This is a genomic window from Phenylobacterium sp. (assembly GCF_030646615.1).
Lineage (GTDB): Bacteria > Pseudomonadota > Alphaproteobacteria > Caulobacterales > Caulobacteraceae > Phenylobacterium.
On record NZ_JAUSLG010000028.1, the window covers coordinates 15,142 to 31,794 of the forward strand.

13 protein-coding genes are annotated in these 16,653 nt (G+C 69.2%); 7 read left to right on the forward strand and 6 right to left on the reverse strand.

All coding sequences use genetic code 11. The features are described 5' to 3' along the window. Window positions 1-8 precede the first annotated feature (8 nt). The 5 genes from Q7S93_RS04875 (at window position 9) to dmeF (ending at window position 5,581) form a co-directional block, all read left to right on the forward strand. On the forward strand, window positions 9-1,661 hold the full coding sequence (locus Q7S93_RS04875) for a DUF389 domain-containing protein (RefSeq protein ID WP_304712616.1): 1,653 nt from the start codon (window positions 9-11) through the stop codon (window positions 1,659-1,661). Beyond that, window positions 1,658-3,409, forward strand: a complete 1,752-nt coding sequence (locus Q7S93_RS04880; protein WP_304712617.1) for an SLC13 family permease — start codon at window positions 1,658-1,660, stop codon at window positions 3,407-3,409. The genes Q7S93_RS04875 and Q7S93_RS04880 overlap by 4 nt, the downstream gene beginning before the upstream one ends. A gap of 77 nt (window positions 3,410-3,486) precedes the next feature. Beyond that, a complete protein-coding gene (locus Q7S93_RS04885; RefSeq protein WP_304712618.1) occupies window positions 3,487-4,266 on the forward strand; it encodes a metallophosphoesterase family protein in 780 nt (259 codons plus the stop codon). Window positions 4,267-4,329: 63 nt separating this feature from the next. Beyond that, the gene (locus tag Q7S93_RS04890; RefSeq protein WP_304712619.1) at window positions 4,330-4,605 is read left to right on the forward strand and encodes a metal/formaldehyde-sensitive transcriptional repressor; all 276 of its coding nucleotides are present in this window, start codon (window positions 4,330-4,332) and stop codon (window positions 4,603-4,605) included. 10 nt (window positions 4,606-4,615) lie between these two features. Beyond that, on the forward strand, window positions 4,616-5,581 hold the full coding sequence (dmeF, locus tag Q7S93_RS04895) for a CDF family Co(II)/Ni(II) efflux transporter DmeF (protein WP_304712620.1): 966 nt from the start codon (window positions 4,616-4,618) through the stop codon (window positions 5,579-5,581). 6 nt (window positions 5,582-5,587) lie between these two features. Here the strand turns inward: dmeF and Q7S93_RS04900 are convergent, their stop codons facing one another. From Q7S93_RS04900 to Q7S93_RS04910, 3 genes are all read right to left on the reverse strand, one after another. Next, a complete protein-coding gene (locus Q7S93_RS04900; RefSeq protein WP_304712621.1) occupies window positions 5,588-6,466 on the reverse strand; it encodes a DUF1206 domain-containing protein in 879 nt (292 codons plus the stop codon). A 53-nt stretch (window positions 6,467-6,519) separates the two neighbouring features. After that, entirely contained in the window at window positions 6,520-9,357 is a 2,838-nt protein-coding gene (gene polA / locus Q7S93_RS04905; RefSeq protein WP_304712622.1) for a DNA polymerase I, read from the reverse strand. Window positions 9,358-9,831: 474 nt separating this feature from the next. After that, on the reverse strand, window positions 9,832-10,536 hold the full coding sequence (locus tag Q7S93_RS04910; RefSeq protein ID WP_304712623.1) for a DUF4336 domain-containing protein: 705 nt from the start codon (window positions 10,534-10,536) through the stop codon (window positions 9,832-9,834). A gap of 536 nt (window positions 10,537-11,072) precedes the next feature. Here Q7S93_RS04910 and Q7S93_RS04915 point away from each other — a divergent pair. Both Q7S93_RS04915 and Q7S93_RS04920 read left to right on the forward strand, forming a co-directional pair. Continuing rightward, window positions 11,073-12,278: a saccharopine dehydrogenase family protein gene (locus tag Q7S93_RS04915; RefSeq protein ID WP_304712624.1), complete on the forward strand. Its 1,206-nt coding sequence runs from the start codon at window positions 11,073-11,075 to the stop codon at window positions 12,276-12,278. Between the two features lie 3 nt (window positions 12,279-12,281). Next, window positions 12,282-13,457, forward strand: coding sequence for a carboxynorspermidine decarboxylase (locus Q7S93_RS04920; RefSeq protein ID WP_304712625.1), 1,176 nt, complete (start codon window positions 12,282-12,284; stop codon window positions 13,455-13,457). Here Q7S93_RS04920 and Q7S93_RS04925 read toward each other — a convergent pair. The 3 genes from Q7S93_RS04925 to Q7S93_RS04935 all read right to left on the reverse strand — a co-directional run. Further along, a complete protein-coding gene (locus Q7S93_RS04925) occupies window positions 13,454-14,590 on the reverse strand; it encodes a serine hydrolase domain-containing protein (protein ID WP_304712626.1) in 1,137 nt (378 codons plus the stop codon). The two genes, Q7S93_RS04920 and Q7S93_RS04925, sit on opposite strands and share 4 nt — an antisense overlap. Window positions 14,591-14,593: 3 nt before the next feature. Further along, entirely contained in the window at window positions 14,594-15,439 is an 846-nt protein-coding gene (locus Q7S93_RS04930; RefSeq protein WP_304712627.1) for a bifunctional hydroxymethylpyrimidine kinase/phosphomethylpyrimidine kinase, read from the reverse strand. A gap of 99 nt (window positions 15,440-15,538) precedes the next feature. Beyond that, window positions 15,539-16,653: adenosylhomocysteinase (locus Q7S93_RS04935; protein ID WP_304712628.1), on the reverse strand; the 1,115-nt coding region annotated here is incomplete at its 5' end.

Below are 16,653 nucleotides of genomic sequence, written 5' to 3' on the forward strand. Positions count from 1 at the left end.
GGGGCGCGATGCCGTCCCTTGCGCCGCTTCCCCTGCGCCTGCGCGCCCTCGTTCGCCTTGGCGTGACACGACTACGTGGGGCGCTGAATAATCGCGCCGCGCCCCATACCGACGCCGATCGCCTGCAGCTCGAGGCGGAGATCGCCGAGGGCGCGCGCATATCCAGCGGCTATTTCGCCCTGCTGTTCTGCTCCTGCGGGATTGCGGCGCTCGGTCTGCTGCAGTCTTCGGCCGCCGTGGTCATCGGGGCCATGCTGATCTCCCCGCTCATGGGTCCGATCATGGGAATGGGCATGGGCGTGGCCCGGCTCGACGCCCGAGCCTTCGAGCGCGCCGCGGTGGCGCTGGCCCTGGGCGCTGTGGTCTCGGTGGCGGCCTCGGCCCTGATCGTCTGGGCTTCGCCGCTGAAGGACGTGACGCCGGAAATCCTGGCGCGGACGCGGCCCACCCTGCTGGACCTGGTGGTGGCCATCCTTTCGGGGATCGTCGGCGCCTATGTCCTGATCACCAAGCGACCCGGCGTGGTGGCTGGCGTGGCCATCGCCACGGCCCTGATGCCGCCGCTCGCAGTCGTCGGCTATGGCCTGGCCACCGGCGCCTGGAACATGGCCGGCGGCGCCTTCCTGCTGTTCCTGACCAATGTGGTGGCCATTCTGGGCGCGGTGTTCGCCGTCGCCCGGCGCTATGGATTCCAGCCCATTGTGCGCCGTCGTCGGCGCTGGGAGGAGATGGCCCTGCTGGCCACCCTGCTCATCCTGTCCCTGCCGCTGGCCGTCTCCCTGCGGGACATCGTCATCGAGGCCCGGGAGACCGCCCGGGTGCGGAGCGCGATCCTGGGGGTGTTCGAGACCGGCGATCAGCACATCACCGACCTGCAGGTCCGGGCCGGCGGGGCCGGGGTCGAGCAGGTCCGCGCCGTGGTGGTCACCGGCCGCTTCCAGGCCCAGGCCGAACTCCTGGTGGCCGAGGCCCTGGGCGGGCGTCCCGATGTGCAGATCGAACAGATCCTCACCGCCGACGGCCTGCCCCAGGCCGATCCCAGCGGCGGCGCCCTGGCCAACCGCGCGCTCGCCACCTCGCGCCCCCTGCGCACCACGCCCGAACAGAAGCTGCGCGACATGCTGGCGGGGGTGGGAACGGTCGGCGCGATCAGCACCCCCTCGGCCGGGCGGCTCAATGCGGCGGTCCAGCTCAACCGCCCAGCGACCCTGGACGACTACGCCGCCCTGGAGTCGGCGGCCCAACGTTTCCTGCCCGAGGTGGAGCTGGAACTGAGCCCGCCCTTCCTGGACCTGCCGGTGGTGGAATTCGCCGAAGGCCGCAGCGACCTGAGCCCGGCGGGCGCGCGCCAGGTGGCCATGATCGCCTGGGCCTTCCAGAGGTGGAACGTTCAGGGGGCTGAAGTCGTTGGGTCGGCCAGCCCCGGACCTCGGGGGCCCAGGCCCCGCGACCTCCGCGTGGCGGAGGCCCGTGCGCAAACCGTGGCCGATCGGCTGGAGGCCCTGGGCGTGCGCGACATCGAAACCCGAAGCGAGGCGCCCGACGCGGCGCCGCAAGACCCCTCGACCCTGTGGTTCGCCCGGGTCCGTCCCTTGGGCGCGCCGGGTCTGACCGCCGAGCGCGTCGAGGACGCCGCCCCCGGCGCAGAGCCTGGCGCGTGAGCGACGCCCTTCTGGCCGGTCTGGTCCTCATCCTGGCCCTCACCCTGTTCGCCTGGGACAAGGTGCGCCATGACCTGGTGGCGGTGACCGCCCTGGGCGCCTGCCTGATCCTGGGGCTGGTGACGCCCGACCAGGCCCTGCTGGGCTTGTCCGATCCGGCGGTGGTGGTGGTGGCCGCCGTCCTGATCATCGGCCGGGCCATCGAGCTCACCGGCGTCGCCGCCGCGGCCACCGAAAAGCTGGCGGCCCTGCGCATGCCGTTTCCCCTGCAGCTCTCCATCCTGCTGCTGGCGGCCGCGGCCCTGTCGGCCTTCATGAACAATATCGCCGCCCTGGCGATCACCATGCCGGTGGTGGCCAGCGTCTGCCGCGCCGCCCGCCTGCCGGCCGCCGCCGGCCTGATGCCGCTCGCCTTCGCCACCATCCTGGGGGGCATGACCACGCTGATCGGCACGCCGGCCAATCTGATCCTGTCCTCGATCCGCCGGGAGGAGCTGGGCGAGCCCTTCGGCTTCTTCGCCATGTCGCCCTTAGGCGTCACGGTGGCCGGGGTGGGGCTGCTCTATCTCTGCCTGATCGGCTGGCGGCTCACCCCGCGCCGACAGGGGGAGGAGACCGCCGGCGGGGGCCGCAATGTCTTCGAACTGATCCCGCCCAAGCCCGAGACCGGGGAGGACGGCAAGCCGGTCGAGATCGACTACGGGGCCCTGTTCGCCGAGATCAAGGAGTCCGGCGGTCACGTCCTGGCCATCATCCGCCGCCATCGGCGGATCAAGCTCGACAAGATCGACCGGCTGGCGCCGAGCGACCGCATCCTCGTGGTCTCCCCCCTCGATCCCTGGGAACTGGCCAACAAGGTGGGCGGCAGCCTGGCGGTGGAGCGGTCGAACGCCGCCGATGCTGTCACCTCGCGGGTGGCGGTGGCCCACGGCTCGCCGCTGATCCGCCGGCCCTATGACACCATCGCCGCCGAGACCGACCAGGAGCTGCGGGTGGTCGCCGCAGGTCCGCGGGCGGCCGGCGCCGAGGGCTCCCTGGGCGCCATGGAGATCCGGGCCGGCGACCAGCTGGTGGTGCATGGCCCGGCCGAGCGGCTGGAGGCCTATCTGCGCTATGGCCGCCTGCTGGAGCTGGACCGGAAGTCGGCCGTGGCGGTGCAGCCCCGGCGGGCGGCGCTGGCGCTGGCCATCTACGCCGCCGCCGTCATCGCCGCGGTGGGCTTTGGCCTGCCCACGGCCCTGACCTTCGCCGCCGCCGCGGCGGGGCTGGCGGCCCTGAAGTTCCTGCCCTCGGGCGAGATCTATTCGTCCATCGACTGGCCGGCCATCGTGCTGCTGGCGGCCATGATTCCGGTGGGCCAGAGCTTCCAGACCAGCGGCGCCGCGGCCATCGTCGCCGACTGGCTGGGCACGGGGCTCGGCGGCATGCCCCTGTTCGCCGCCGCTGCGGCGGTGTCGGTGGTGACCATCGTCCTGTCCCTGTTCCTGAACAATGTCGCCACGGCCGTCATCATGGGACCGGTGGCCATCGGCATGGCGGCCCAGCTGGGCTTTCCGCCGGACGCCCTGCTGCTGGCGGTGCTGATCGCCGCCTCGTCCGACTTCCTCACCCCCATCGGCCACCAGAACAACCTGCTGGTGATGGCGCCGGGGGGCTACAAGTTCGGGGACTATGCCCGGGTGGGCGCCGCCCTCACCACGCTGGTGGTTCTCGTATCGTCGGGGATGATTTCGCTGCTCTATAGCTAAACCCAAGGCTGAGCTTGCTTTGCGCCCACCCGGCCCTCCACTATATTCGAGGGACGACAGACATCAGGTAGAAGCGCTTGTTTTCACGGCTTTTCGGCAAGAAGGAACGCGCTGGCCCGCCCTCAACCGGGGGGCGCCGCGTCTATGCCATCGGTGACATCCATGGCCGCCACGACCTGCTGGAGGCCCTGGTGCGTGAAATCGGCCGTGACGTGGTCGAAACCCCGCCGCTGGCCCAGCCCCTGCTGATCTTCCTCGGCGACTATGTGGACCGCGGCCCCGGATCGGCGCAGGCGGTGGATATGATCCTGCGCCTGCAGGGTGAGAGCGGCTTCGAAATCCGCGCCCTGAAGGGCAATCACGAGGAAGCCCTGCTGCGCTTCCTTGACGAGCCCAGCTTCGGTTCCACCTGGGCCGAGCATGGGGGATCGGCGACGCTGGCCTCCTACGGGGTCCAGCCCCCGGCGACGCGGACCGATCCCACCGCCTGGGCCGAGGCCGCCGCCGCCTTCGCGGCCGTCCTGCCCGGGGCCCATCTCGACTTCTATCGCAGTCTCGACCTGATGGCCGAGGTGGGGGACTACGCCTTCGTCCATGCGGGCGTGCGCCCGGGCGTTCCCCTGGCCCACCAGGAGGAACGCGATCTGCTGTGGATCCGGGGCGAGTTCCTGCAGGCGACCGGCCCCTTCGGCAAGGTCATCGTCCATGGCCATACGCCGATGGAGGAGCCGCAGGTGACCCCTCACCGGCTGGGGCTGGACACCGGCGCCTACGCCACCGGCGTGCTGACCGCCGTGCGCCTGGACGACGAGGGCCAGAGGTTCATCCAGGCCAGGGTCAACCGGGCCGCAGCCTGAATCTGGGGAAGCCGGCGGCGAGCCTCTTTTCTCCGTCCATCTCATACTCTAGTGGAGTAAGGTATGTCCCACACCACAGCCCACCGCGCGCCCCTTGTCGCCCGCCTCCGCAGAATCCGCGGCCAGGTGGAGGGGCTGGAGCGCGCGCTCGAGGGCGGCGCGACGTGCTCGGCGGTGCTTCAGCAGGCGGCGGCGGTGCGGGGCGCCGTCAACGGCCTCATGGCCGAGCTGATCGAGGACCACCTGCACAACCATGTGGCCGATCCGGCCCTGTCGGCGGAGGCGCGCGCCGAGGGCGCCGCCGAGCTCGTCGACATTATTCGCCGGTATGGCCGCTGAGGGGATGACCATGTCTGTTGAAGCCGCGGCCCCGCACGACCACGTCTTTCTCGGCGAGCATCACGACCGGAATGCACGGCGGACCCTGTGGGTCGTCGGCCTGACAGGCCTGATGATGGTGGTCGAGATCGTCGCCGGCTTCGCCTTCAACTCCATGGCCCTGCTCGCGGACGGGTTTCACATGGCCACCCACGCCGGCGCGCTGGCCGTGGCCGCCGCAGCCTATGCCTATGCAAGGCGCCACGCGCGAAATCCCCGGTTCAGCTTCGGGACCGGAAAGGTCGGTGAACTGGCCGGCTTTGCGTCAGCCATGGCCCTGGGCGTGTTCGCCCTGGGCATCGCCTGGGAGTCGGTCAGCCGCCTGTTCGCCACCCAGACCGTGGCCTTCGATCAGGCGATCCTGGTGGCCATCGCGGGGCTGGCGGTCAATCTCGTCAGCGCCCTGCTGCTGGGTCATGGCCATGATCACCCTGGCCATGATCACCATCACGGCCACCACGACCATGACCACCACCACGACCATGACCACCATCATGACCATGACCATCATCACGACCATGACCGCCATTCCGGCCAGGACAACAATCTGAGGTCGGCCTATCTCCACGTCCTGGCCGATGCGCTCACCTCCGTTCTGGCGATCGTGGCGCTGCTGGCGGGCCGTTTTCTGGGGTGGGTTTGGCTGGACGCCGCCATGGGCGTCGTTGGCGCCCTGGTGATCGGCCGTTGGTCGCTGAGCCTGATGCGCGACACCGCCGCGGTCCTGCTCGATCAAACCGACCATGGGGTCGAGGCTGAGGTCCGGCGGCGAGTCTCGGCCCTGGGCGGCCAGATTGTCGATCTGCATGTGTGGCGCGTGGGACCTTCGGCCTGCGCCGCCATTTTGAGCGTCTCGGGCCTTTCGGCCCAGGTCGTCCGCCGGGCGCTCAATGACGCGCCGGGTGTGCGGCACCTGACGGTGGAGGAGCTTCCCTAGTTCTCCCTAGTCGTCCACCACATCGCCGGCGGGGATGGTGCGGTAGCGGGCCTCCATCAGGGCGAAGGCCCCGAAGCAGACCAGGCCGAGCGCGATCAGCACCAGGACCGCATCGCCATAGGGGGCGTTCTCCATGGCCTGAAGGGCCTCAGACATGCCGGCGGCCTCCGAGGCATTGGCGTGCAGGCCCGCCTGGCCCATCATGAAGCCTGCCACGACGAAGGCCACGCCCCGGGCGCCATAGCCCAGGCGGCCCAGGGGGTCGGCCAGCCGCGCCGCGCCGCCCTCGCAGACCAGACGCTTGCACAGGCCGCCGCGGATGGCCTTGACCAGGTTGGCGACGCCGGCGGTCAGGATGAAGCCGCCGACCCCGATGATCAGCCACTCGCCGCCGGGAAAGCTGAGCGCCTGCTCCACCGCCGCCTGTTCGGCGTCACGGTCGTCGGGCTCGCCCAGATCCCCCAGGACGTCCAGCGCGCCGAACACCGAAAAGCCCAGCACCCCATAGACCGCCGCGCTGACCCCCTGGCCGGTGCGGCTCGCCAGAGCCTTGAGGCTGGTCCCCTGGCGGTCGGCGTCGAACACTGACTGCAGGATCCTCCAGCCGGCGAAGCCATAGAGCCCAAGCCCGGTGATCCACAGCAGGACCCAGCCTGCCGGCCACTGGGCCCAGGCCTCCATGGCGCCCATGGAGCCCTCGGCCTCCGGTACGCGGTCCAGGGCCGCCAGGACGGCGATGGCGCCGATGCTGAGATAGACAAAACCCCGGGCGCCGTAGCCGAACCGGCAGGCCAGTTGCGCCAGGGCGCCGAGGGGGGCGGCGCCCAGCCAGCGCAGGGTCTGGCGAAGGGCGGTCTCGGCGTCGTGTTCGGAGGCTGTGGCCATGGCCGGGCGAGAACGACCCGCGACGGCCGAGGTTCCGGCCTGGCCTTAAGCCTTTAGTGGGCGTCGTCCCAGTTGGCCGCGGCGCGGGCCTCCACCACGAGAGGCACGCTGAAGGCCACGGCAGGCTCCGAGGCGGTCTCCATCACCTTCTTGATCACGGCGATGGCGGCCTGCGCCTCCGCCTCCGGCGCCTCGAAGACCAGTTCATCGTGCACCTGCAGCAGCATGCGGGTGGCCAGGCCCTCGGCGGCCAGGGCGCCCGGCATGCGGATCATGGCCCGGCGGATCACGTCGGCCGCCGTGCCCTGGATCGGCGCATTGATGGCGGCGCGGTCGGCGAAGGCGCGCATGCCGGCGGCCTTGGCGCCGACCTCGGGGATGTTCACCTTGCGGCCGAACAGGGTGGTGACGAAGCCCTGGCTCCGCACCTTGGCCTTTTCGGCGTCCATATAGTCGCGGATGCCGGGGAAGCGTTCGAAATAGGTGCGGATATAGGCCCCGGCCTCGTCCTGCGGGATCGACAGCTGGTTGGCCAGGCCAAAGGCCGAGATGCCGTAGACGATGCCGCAATTGATCGCCTTGGCCCGCCTGCGCGTCTCGGCCGGCATGCCCTCGATGGGCACGCCGAACATCTCCGAGGCGGTCATGGCGTGGATGTCCAAGCCGTCCTGGAAGGCGCGCTTCAGCTGCGGAATGTCGCCCATATGGGCCAGGATGCGCAGCTCGATCTGGCTGTAGTCGGCGCTGATCAGCAGATGGCCAGGCTCGGCCACGAAGGCCTTGCGGATCTTGCGGCCCTCCTCGGTCCGGATCGGGATGTTCTGCAGATTGGGGTCCGAGGACGATAGCCGCCCGGTGGTGGTGGCGGCGAGCGCAAACGAGGTGTGGACCCGCCGGGTGTCCGGCGCGATGGCCGCCACCAGGGCGTCCGTATAGGTGCCCTTCAGTTTGGACAGCTGGCGCCAGTCCAGCAGCACCCGCGGCAGCTCGTGGCCCTGGGCGGCCAGCTCCTCCAGCACCGAGGCGTCGGTGGACGAGGCGCCGGACGCCGTGGTGCGCTTGGGCGCCAGGCCCATCTCCTGATACAGGATCTCGCCCACCTGCTTGGGCGAGCCCAGGTTGAACGGCCGGCCGGCCAGGGCGTGCGCCTGCTGCTCGAACTCGCCCATCCGCAGGGCGAAGTCGTTGGAGAGCTTGCGCAGGTGCTCGGGGTCCACCGCGATCCCGGCCACCTCCATGTCGGCCAGCACGGCCGCCAGGGGGCGCTCCAGGGTCTCATAGACGGTCGACAGCCCCGCGGGCGCCAGCCTGGGTTTGAGCACCTGGTACAGGCGCAAGGTGACGTCGGCGTCCTCGGCCGCGTAGCAGGTGGCGGCCTTCAGCTCGACCTTCTTGAAGCTCTTCTGCCCCTTGCCGGTCCCGGCCACCTGCTTGAACGGGATGGGCTCGTGGTTCAGCCACAGGCGCGACAGCTCGTCCATGCCGTGCCCGTGCAGGCCCGCCTCCAGCACATAGGAGATCAGCATGGTGTCCTCGACCGGCGCCACGCGGACCCCATAGCGCGACAGGACGGCCAGGTCGTACTTGGCGTTCTGGGCGATCTTCAGGACAGCGGCGTCCTCCAGCATCGGCTTCAGGAGTTCGATGGCGATGGGCAGGGGAATCTGGGTCAGGTCCGACGGGGCGTCCAGGGCCAAGCCGTCCATCTCCTCATGGGCCAGCGGAATATAGCAGGCCTGGCCTGGGGCCACCGCCAGGGACACGCCGCACAGGCCGGCGCTGGCCGACGACAGGGCGTCGGTCTCGGTGTCGAAGGCCACGACGCCGATGGCCCGGGCCTTCTCGATCCAGGCCTCAAGCGTCGCCACATCGCGCACGCACTCATAGCCGTTGACGTCGATGGCCGGCGCCTCGGGCGCAGACCGCGGTTCCGGCGCCGGCTGGGAGGGCGCCGCGTCGCCCGCGCTCACCCGCCTGGCCAGGCTGCGGAACTGCATCTCTTCCAGGAAGGCGGCCAGCACGGCGGGCTCCGGCTCGGCCACGGCCAGGTCGTCGATGGCGGCGGGCAGGGGGGTGTCGCAGTCCAGCTGCACCAGCTGGCGCGACAGGCGGATCTGGTCGGCGAAGTTGATCAGGGTCTCGCGCCGCTTGGGCTGCTTGATCTCGCCCGCCCGGGCCAGCAGGGTGTCGAGGTCGCCATATTCGTTGATCAGCTGGGCGGCGGTCTTGATCCCGATGCCCGGCGCGCCGGGCACATTGTCGACGGAGTCGCCGCACAGCGCCTGGACGTCCACCACCTTTTCCGGCGGCACCCCGAACTTGTCGATCACCTGCTCGCGGCCGATCTTCAGGTTCTTCATGGTGTCGAGCATGAAGACCCGGTCGCCCACCAGCTGCATCAGGTCCTTGTCCGACGAGATGATGGTCACCTCGCCGCCCATGTCGCGCACCTTGCAGGCATAGGCCGCGATCAGGTCGTCGGCCTCATAGCCGGCCAGCTCCAGGCTGGGCACGCCAAAGGCCCGGGTCGCCTCCCGGACCAGGGGAAACTGCGGGATCAGGTCCTCCGGCGGCGGCGGCCGGTGGGCCTTGTACTGGTCATAGAGGCCGTTGCGGAACGTCTTCTCCGAATGGTCGAAGATCACCGCCAGGTGGGTGGGGGCGTCCGCCTGGGCCCGCATCTCCACCAAGAGCTTCCACAGCATGTTGCAGAAGCCCGACACCGCCCCGATGGGCAGGCCGTCGCTCTTTCGGGTCAATGGCGGCAGGGCGTGATAGGCGCGGAAGATATAGCCCGACCCATCCACCAGATAGAGCCGCACCGGCGGCCCATCCTGAGTGGTCTCACGCGGCAGGTCCGGCAGGGGGGCGGCATCAAGAGTGTCGGTCATGGCCGGAAGATAGGCGCGCGAGGGGCGGTGGTCCACGGGCGGAGGTGGGGATTGGGGTGGCAGCGAACGTGGCAGCCCGATCCCTGAACCGCCAAAGACCTATGAAGAGGTGGCGTTGGGTTGAAGAGCGCGGGGGGCGATCCACCACGAAGGACACAAAGGGCGCGAAGGGGCCGTGTCCGTCTTTGTGGGCTTCGTGTGCTTTGTGGTGTGACTTGGGGCGCCTGCGGCGGGCGCGGTGCGGGGCCTTGCGTGCTTCGAGGCTCGCTTCGCTCGCACCTCACCATGAGGGGGTGGGCGGGGCAGCTCGTTCGTCCAACAGCTCATCACCGTCATGGTCGGACTTGATCCGCCCATCCACGAACACAGGGGCCGGCCGCGGTGTGCATGGACCCCCGGGTCAAGCCCGGGGGTGACGGGGGAAGGGAGGCGCCGGGCGCCGTGCCGCCTCGCCTTCGTGTCCCGTCCTGAGGCTCAGCCCCGCAGCCAGGCGAAGGTGCGGGTGATGAAGGCCTGGCCGTCTTCCAGCACCGGCGGGGCGTGGGCCATGAGGACGCGCCGCGCCGGCCAGGCGGTGATGCGGGCGAGGGCTGTGCGGGCCGCCTTGCGGTCGGTGAAGGCCAGGCGGAATTTGCGCGGGGTCTGGGGTGTGGGGCCGCTCATCAGGTCCAGCTGGGCGATCAGCGCCCGCCAGCCGGTGAGGCTGGCCGGATCGAGCTGCTGGATCAGGTCGGCGAAGAGCACGGTGCGGCTGGCCCGGTGGAAAAACACCACCTCGACGGCGATCCGGTTGCCGGCGAAGCAGACCTGATCGATCTCATCGGACCAGGGGTGGCCCGGGCCGTCATTGAGGTCGCCGTCAAAGGCAAGGTCGGGCCGCCGCTGGCGCAGGCCCGGCGGGGCGTAGAGCCGGGCCTCGGGATAGGCGGCCTGCCACTGGGCGAGAAACAGGTGGTGCATGGCCGTCGGCGAGACCAGGTGGCGCACCGGCCCCAGGGCGTCGACGGCGGCCTTCAGCTCGGGCCCAAGCGCCGTGGGCGACCAGATGAACAGGCCGTCCTTAAGCCGGATGACGGCCATCCGCGTGGGATAGGCAAACCCCAGGACGCGCACCTGCGGTCCCGCCGCCGTCCAGATGTCCTTGTCCAGAAGCTGCAGCATGACGGGGCCAGGATGCATGGGCTTGGGCGTGGGGCAAGGGGAAGGGCCAACCACGAAGGACACAAAGGGCGCGAAGGCGCAGTGACCTTCTTTGTGGGCTTCGTGCGCTTTGTGGTTCGGACTTGGGGCGCCAGCGGCGGGCGCGGGGTAGGGCCTTGCGTGCTTCGAGGCTCGCTGGCGCTCGCACCTCAGCATGAGGAGGTGGCGGGGCTGCTCAGTCGTCCAACAGCTTATCACCGTCATGGTCGGACTTGATCCGACCATCCATGAACACGGGGGCCGGCTGGGGTGTGCATGGACCCCCGGGTTCAAGCCCGGGGGTGACGGTATTGGGGGGAGGGGCTGGGCCTCCGCCCCATCGCCTTCGTGTCCTTTGCGCCCCTTGGAGTCCTTCGTGTCCCCTCTTGAAAGACCGCAGCCTCCCGTCACCGAACCTTCACCGCCCAAACGCGCCCCCCATTAGCCCCGCGCCCCGTCACGTGATATGGCCCCTTCCCCGCGGGTCGGGCGTTTTGGGACTGTGATTTGCCGCTGGCGGCAGGGAAGGGCGCGAGATGAGCAGAATTCTGGTGATTGGCGCGGGCGGCGTGGGCTCGGTGGCGGTCCACAAGATGGCCATGTCGAGCGACATCTTCAGCCACATCACGCTGGCCAGCCGCACCCGGTCCAAGTGCGACGCCATCGCCGAGTCAGTGAAGGCGCGCACCGGCGTGGTGGTGGAGACCGCCGCCCTCGACGCCGACGACATCGCCGCGACCACGGCCCTGATCCAGTCGGTGAAGCCCGCGCTGGTGGTGAACCTAGCCCTGCCCTATCAGGACCTGGCGATCATGGAGGCCTGCCTGGCCGCCGGCGTCCACTATCTGGACACCGCCAATTACGAGCCCCGGGACGAGGCGAAGTTCGAATACAGCTGGCAGTGGGCCTATCAGGACCGCTTCAAGGACGCCGGGCTGATGGCGCTCCTGGGCTGCGGCTTCGATCCCGGCGTGACCTCGGTCTTCACCACCTACACCGCCAAGCACCTGCTGGACACGATCGAGACCCTGGACATTCTCGACTGCAATGGCGGCGACCATGGCCACCCCTTCGCCACCAACTTCAATCCCGAGATCAATCTGCGCGAAGTGACCGCGCCCTCGCGGCACTGGGAGAACGGCCAGTGGGTCGAGGGGCCGGCGCTCGCACAGAAACAGGTGTTCGACTTCGACCAGGTGGGGCCGAAGAACATGTACCTCATGTACCATGAGGAGCTGGAATCGCTGGCCAAGTTCTATCCGGACATCAAGCGCATCCGGTTCTGGATGACCTTTGGCGACGCCTATCTGAAGCACCTCGAGGTGCTGGGCAATGTGGGCATGCTGCGGATCGATCCGGTGATGTTCGAGGGCCGGGAGATCATCCCCCTGCAGTTCCTGAAGGCGCTGCTGCCCGAGCCGGCCTCGCTCGGCCCCCGCACCAAGGGCAAGACCAATATCGGCACGATCGCCACCGGCCTGAAGGATGGCGTTCAGAAGACCGTCTACATCAACAATGTCTGCGACCATGAAGAGGCCTATGCCGAGACCGGCAGCCAGGCGGTCAGCTACACCACCGGCGTCCCGGCCATGATCGGCGCGGCCCTGATGCTGAAGGGCGTCTATTCAGGCGCCGGCGTCTTCAACCTCGAACAGCTGGATCCCGACCCGTTCATGGACATGCTGAACACCCATGGCCTGCCCTGGAAGGTCCGCGATCTGCCCGCGCCCCTGGACTTCTAGGGCATGGAGACCAAGGCCGGCGGGGCCGGCGCCTTCGCCCGTTTCGATCTTTCCCGCGTGCCTTCCCCCTGTTTCGTGGTGGATGAGGCCGCGATCGCGCGGAACCTGACCGTGCTCGCCGATGTGGGCGCCCGCGGCGGCGCCCAGGTGCTGCTGGCGCTGAAGGCCTTTTCCATGTGGTCGCTGGCGGGTCTGGTGGGCGAGCACCTGGACGGGGTCTGCGCCTCGGGCCTCTGGGAGGCGAGGCTGGCCCGCGAACACTTCGCTGGCGAGCTGACCACCTATTCGCCGGCCTATAAGGCTGCCGATCTGCCGGAAATTCTGCGGCTCTCGGACACGGTGATCTTCAATTCCCCCGACCAGATCGCGCGGTTCTCAGGCCTGATCGAGGCGGCGCGGGCGGCGGGCGAGGTCTTCCAGATCGGCCTGCGCCTGAACCCCGAGCACAGCGAGGCCGAGGTCGCCAAGTACGACCCCTGCCAGATCGGCTCGCGCCTGGGCTTCCCGGTGTCGCAGCTGACGCCTGACAGCCTGGCCGGCGTCGATGGGCTGCATATTCATGCCCTGTGCGAACAGGGCTTCGAGCCGCTGAGCCGCATCTGGGCCTCGCTGGAGCCGAAGATCGAAGGCGTGCTGGGCGCCCAGATCAAATGGGTGAACCTCGGCGGCGGCCACCACATCACCCGCGCCGACTATGGCCGCGAGGCCCTGGTCGGCTTTTTGCGCGAGGTGAAGGCCCGGTATGGCGTCGGCCTCTTCCTCGAGCCCGGCGAGGCCATCGCGCTCGACGCCGGCATATTGGTGGGCGAGGTGCTGGATGTCTTCGACAACGGCATGGCCATCGGGATCACCGACATCTCGGCCACCTGCCACATGCCCGATGTGATCGAGGCGCCCTATCGCCCGGCCATGCTGGGGGAGCCGGAAGGCGGCGTAAGCCTTCGCCTGGGCGGGCCGTCGTGCCTGGCCGGCGACATCATCGGCGACTACCGGTTTGCGGCCAGGCCCGCGCCTGGAACCCGCATCGCCTTCCTCGACCAGGCCCACTATTCGATGGTCAAGACCAACACCTTCAACGGCGTGCCCCTGCCGGCCATCGCCCTGTGGAACAGCGACACCGACGCGCTCCGGATGGTGCGGGAATTCGACTACGCGGAGTTCCGCGACCGCCTGTCCTAGAGGGCTGCGTAGGCCGCTGCGATCAGCCGCTTGGCGCGGGGGTCGCCCAGCAGGTGGGCCGACTGCTTGTTCATCACATAAGCGCCGGCCAGGCCGGTGTCCGGATCGGCGAAGGCGCAGGAGCCGCCCCAGCCGGAATGGCCGAAGGTCTCATCCCCCGGCCCCCAGGGGTGCAGGGCGCTATTGCGCATGACGCCGGCGCCCCAGCTCATGACAAACGGCAGGACCAGGTCTTGCCCTACGATCCGCTCGCGGCTCATCTCGGCGACCAGGGCCGGCGACAGGATCATCTCGCCGTCGAGCCAGCCGCCCGAGGCCAGGGCCCCCATCAGCCGGGCCAGCGCCGGGGCGGTGGCGTGGCCATTGGCCGAGGGGATCTCGGCCCGCCGCCACTCGGCCTGGCCGCGGCCGCCGGGCGAAGACCAGGGCTCCAGGAAGGCGGCCCTGGTGGGGGCGTTGATCTCCCCGAAGTCGGGAAAGGCCGGCGGCCGCTGCAGGTCGGCGCAGCGGTCGTGCTCGGCGTCCGGCAGGCCGATCCACAGGTCGAGGTCGAAGGGGCCGGCGATGTCTTCGCGCAGGGCCGTCCCCAGGGTGCGGCCATCGACCCGGCGGAAGATTTCGCCCGCCAGATAGCCATAGGTCACCGGGTGATAGCCGCTGGCGGTCCCCGGCGGCCAGAGCGGCGTCATGGCCGCCAACTTGGCGCAGACCGCGTCCCAGTCGAACCAGAGGGACGGCTCGATGGCCTCGACGAAGCCCGACAGGCCGGCCTGGTGCGACAGGGCCTGCTCCACCGTGATCGCCCCCTTGCCGGCGGCGGCGAAGTCCGGCCAGACCTCGGCCACGGGCTGGTCGTAGGCCAGCCGCCCCTGGTCCACCAGGCGGGCGACCATCAGGGCGGCCACGGCCTTGGTGGTGGAGAAGATCGGCGTCAGGGTTCTGGCGTCAAAAGGGCTGGACCGCGCCCTGTCGGCGTGGCCGGCCCAGAGGTCGACGATCAACTCGCCGTCCTTCACCAGGGAAAACCGCGCGCCGAGCTCCTGCCCCTGCGCGAAATTGTCTTCGAAGGCCGCGCGCACCGGCTCCAGGCCGGCGGCGCAATGGCCGTAGATCTCAGGGACTTCAGACGGCATGCGTTAGGCCAGGCGCTCCATGCGGACGTGGGGCGAGGTCGCCCTCAGCCGCTGGGCCATGGCCACGAGGGGCAGCTCGCTCGCCTTCCACATATGCGCCGCCGAGACCGTTTCGGCCACCCCGCCCACCGCCCGGGCCAGGGCGTAGGAGGGCGCCAGCCCATCCAGCACGGCGGCGCCATAGAGGGCGCTGAGCAGGTCGCCGGTCCCGTTGGGCGCCTTCTCGACCCGCTGGTGGGCGGCCAGCCAGGCTTCGCGCCGGTCGGCATAGACCACGCCGATCTCGGCGTCCCGCTGCACCGAGGAGACCACCACGGGCCTGCCCAGCAGGCGGGCCGCCGCCAGGGCCTCGGCCGGCGTCCGGGCCGGCGCCCCGGTCAGCCGCTCGAGCTCCCAGGCGTTGCAGCACACAAGGTCGGCCCGGGGGACCAGGTCGGCGGTGATGGCCTCGGCCACATCGGCAGCCACATAGAGGCCCTTGCCCTGGTCGCCCATGGTGGGATCGACGATGACGAAGGGCTTGCGGGCGGCGATGTCGCGCGGCGCGGCGCGGATGGCGTCGATGGCCCGGGCTGTGGCGCGGATCTGCGGCGCGCTGGCGAAATAGCCGGTAAGCACCAGGTCGGTCTGGGCGAACAGGCCATTGGCCTCGATCCCGTCCAGCATGCCCTCGATGGCCTCGACGGGGACGGCGGCGCCGCCGGGCGGGCCCCAGCCGGGATGGCGGCCATAGAGCACGGTCGGCGCGACCATGGCGTCCACCTTGAAGGCGGCCAGAGCCTGGGCCTGGGCCGAGCCGCCGACGCGGCTGGCGGCCACATGGCTTGAAATGATGAGGGCGAGGGTCATTGGCCCTCATAGAGAAGCGCCGCGCCCCACCCCGCAAGGGGCCAGGACGCGGCGTCGCAAATAATTCGCCGCACCTTCACGGGTGCGGAAAATAAAGTTCTAGTAGCGGTAGTGGTCCGGCTTGAACGGGCCTGTTTCGGACACGCTGATATAGTCGGCCTGTTCCTTGGTCAGCTTGGTCAGCTTGGCGCCCAGCTTTTCCAGGTGAAGCATAGCGACCTTTTCGTCCAGATGCTTGGGCAGGGTGTAGACCTGCGTCTGGTACCTACCGCCATTGGTCCAGAGTTCGATCTGGGCCAGGGTCTGGTTGGTGAACGACGCGCTCATCACAAAGCTCGGATGGCCCGTGGCGTTGCCCAGGTTCACCAGCCGGCCCTCGGACAGGACGATGATCTTCTTGCCGTCGGCGAATTCCACGTGGTGGACCTGATCCTTGATCTTGTCCCACTTGTAGTTGCGCAGGCCGGCGATCTGGATCTCGGAATCGAAGTGGCCGATGTTGCAGACGATGGCGTTGTTCTTCATCCGCCGCATGTGATCGACGGTGAGGACGTCCTTGTTGCCGGTGGCGGTGACGAAGATGTCGGCCTTGTCGGCCACGTCATCGACGGTGACCACCTCATAGCCTTCCATCGCCGCCTGCAGGGCGCAGATCGGGTCGACCTCGGTGACCATGACCCGGGCGCCGCCGTTGCGCAGCGAAGCGGCCGAACCCTTGCCCACATCGCCATAGCCCATGACCACGGCGGTCTTGCCGGCCAGCATCACGTCGGTGCCGCGGCGGATGGCGTCCACCAGGCTCTCGCGGCAGCCATAGAGATTGTCGAATTTCGACTTGGTGACGCTGTCGTTCACATTGATCGCGGGATAGGGCAGCTCGCCCCGCTCGGCCATCTGATAGAGGCGATGGACGCCCGTGGTGGTCTCTTCGGAGACGCCCTTGATGGACTCGCGAATGGCCGAATAGAAGCCCGGCTTCTCGGCCAGATAGCGCTTCATGACCGTATAGAGGGCTTCTTCTTCCTCGTTCTGCGGGTTGTTCAGGACGGTGGGGTCCTTCTCAGCCTTGGGGCCGAGCACGGTCAGCAGGGTGGCGTCGCCGCCGTCGTCGAGGATCAGGTTCGGATAGCCGCCGTCGGCCCATTCGAAGATCTTGTGGGCGTATTCCCAGTACTCGATCAGGGTCTCGCCCTTGATCGCAAAGACCGGGGTGC

Coding starts and splice junctions, on each gene's coding strand:
- Q7S93_RS04875 (WP_304712616.1), top strand. CDS start 9: ATGCCGTCCCTTGCGCCGCTTCCCCTGCGCCTGCGCGCCCTCGTTCGC.
- Q7S93_RS04890 (WP_304712619.1), top strand. CDS start 4,330: ATGTCCCACACCACAGCCCACCGCGCGCCCCTTGTCGCCCGCCTCCGC.
- dmeF (WP_304712620.1), top strand. CDS start 4,616: ATGTCTGTTGAAGCCGCGGCCCCGCACGACCACGTCTTTCTCGGCGAG.
- Q7S93_RS04900 (WP_304712621.1), bottom strand. CDS start 6,466: ATGGCCACAGCCTCCGAACACGACGCCGAGACCGCCCTTCGCCAGACC.
- polA (WP_304712622.1), bottom strand. CDS start 9,357: ATGACCGACACTCTTGATGCCGCCCCCCTGCCGGACCTGCCGCGTGAG.
- Q7S93_RS04910 (WP_304712623.1), bottom strand. CDS start 10,536: ATGCATCCTGGCCCCGTCATGCTGCAGCTTCTGGACAAGGACATCTGG.
- Q7S93_RS04915 (WP_304712624.1), top strand. CDS start 11,073: ATGAGCAGAATTCTGGTGATTGGCGCGGGCGGCGTGGGCTCGGTGGCG.
- Q7S93_RS04920 (WP_304712625.1), top strand. CDS start 12,282: ATGGAGACCAAGGCCGGCGGGGCCGGCGCCTTCGCCCGTTTCGATCTT.
- Q7S93_RS04925 (WP_304712626.1), bottom strand. CDS start 14,590: ATGCCGTCTGAAGTCCCTGAGATCTACGGCCATTGCGCCGCCGGCCTG.
- Q7S93_RS04930 (WP_304712627.1), bottom strand. CDS start 15,439: ATGACCCTCGCCCTCATCATTTCAAGCCATGTGGCCGCCAGCCGCGTC.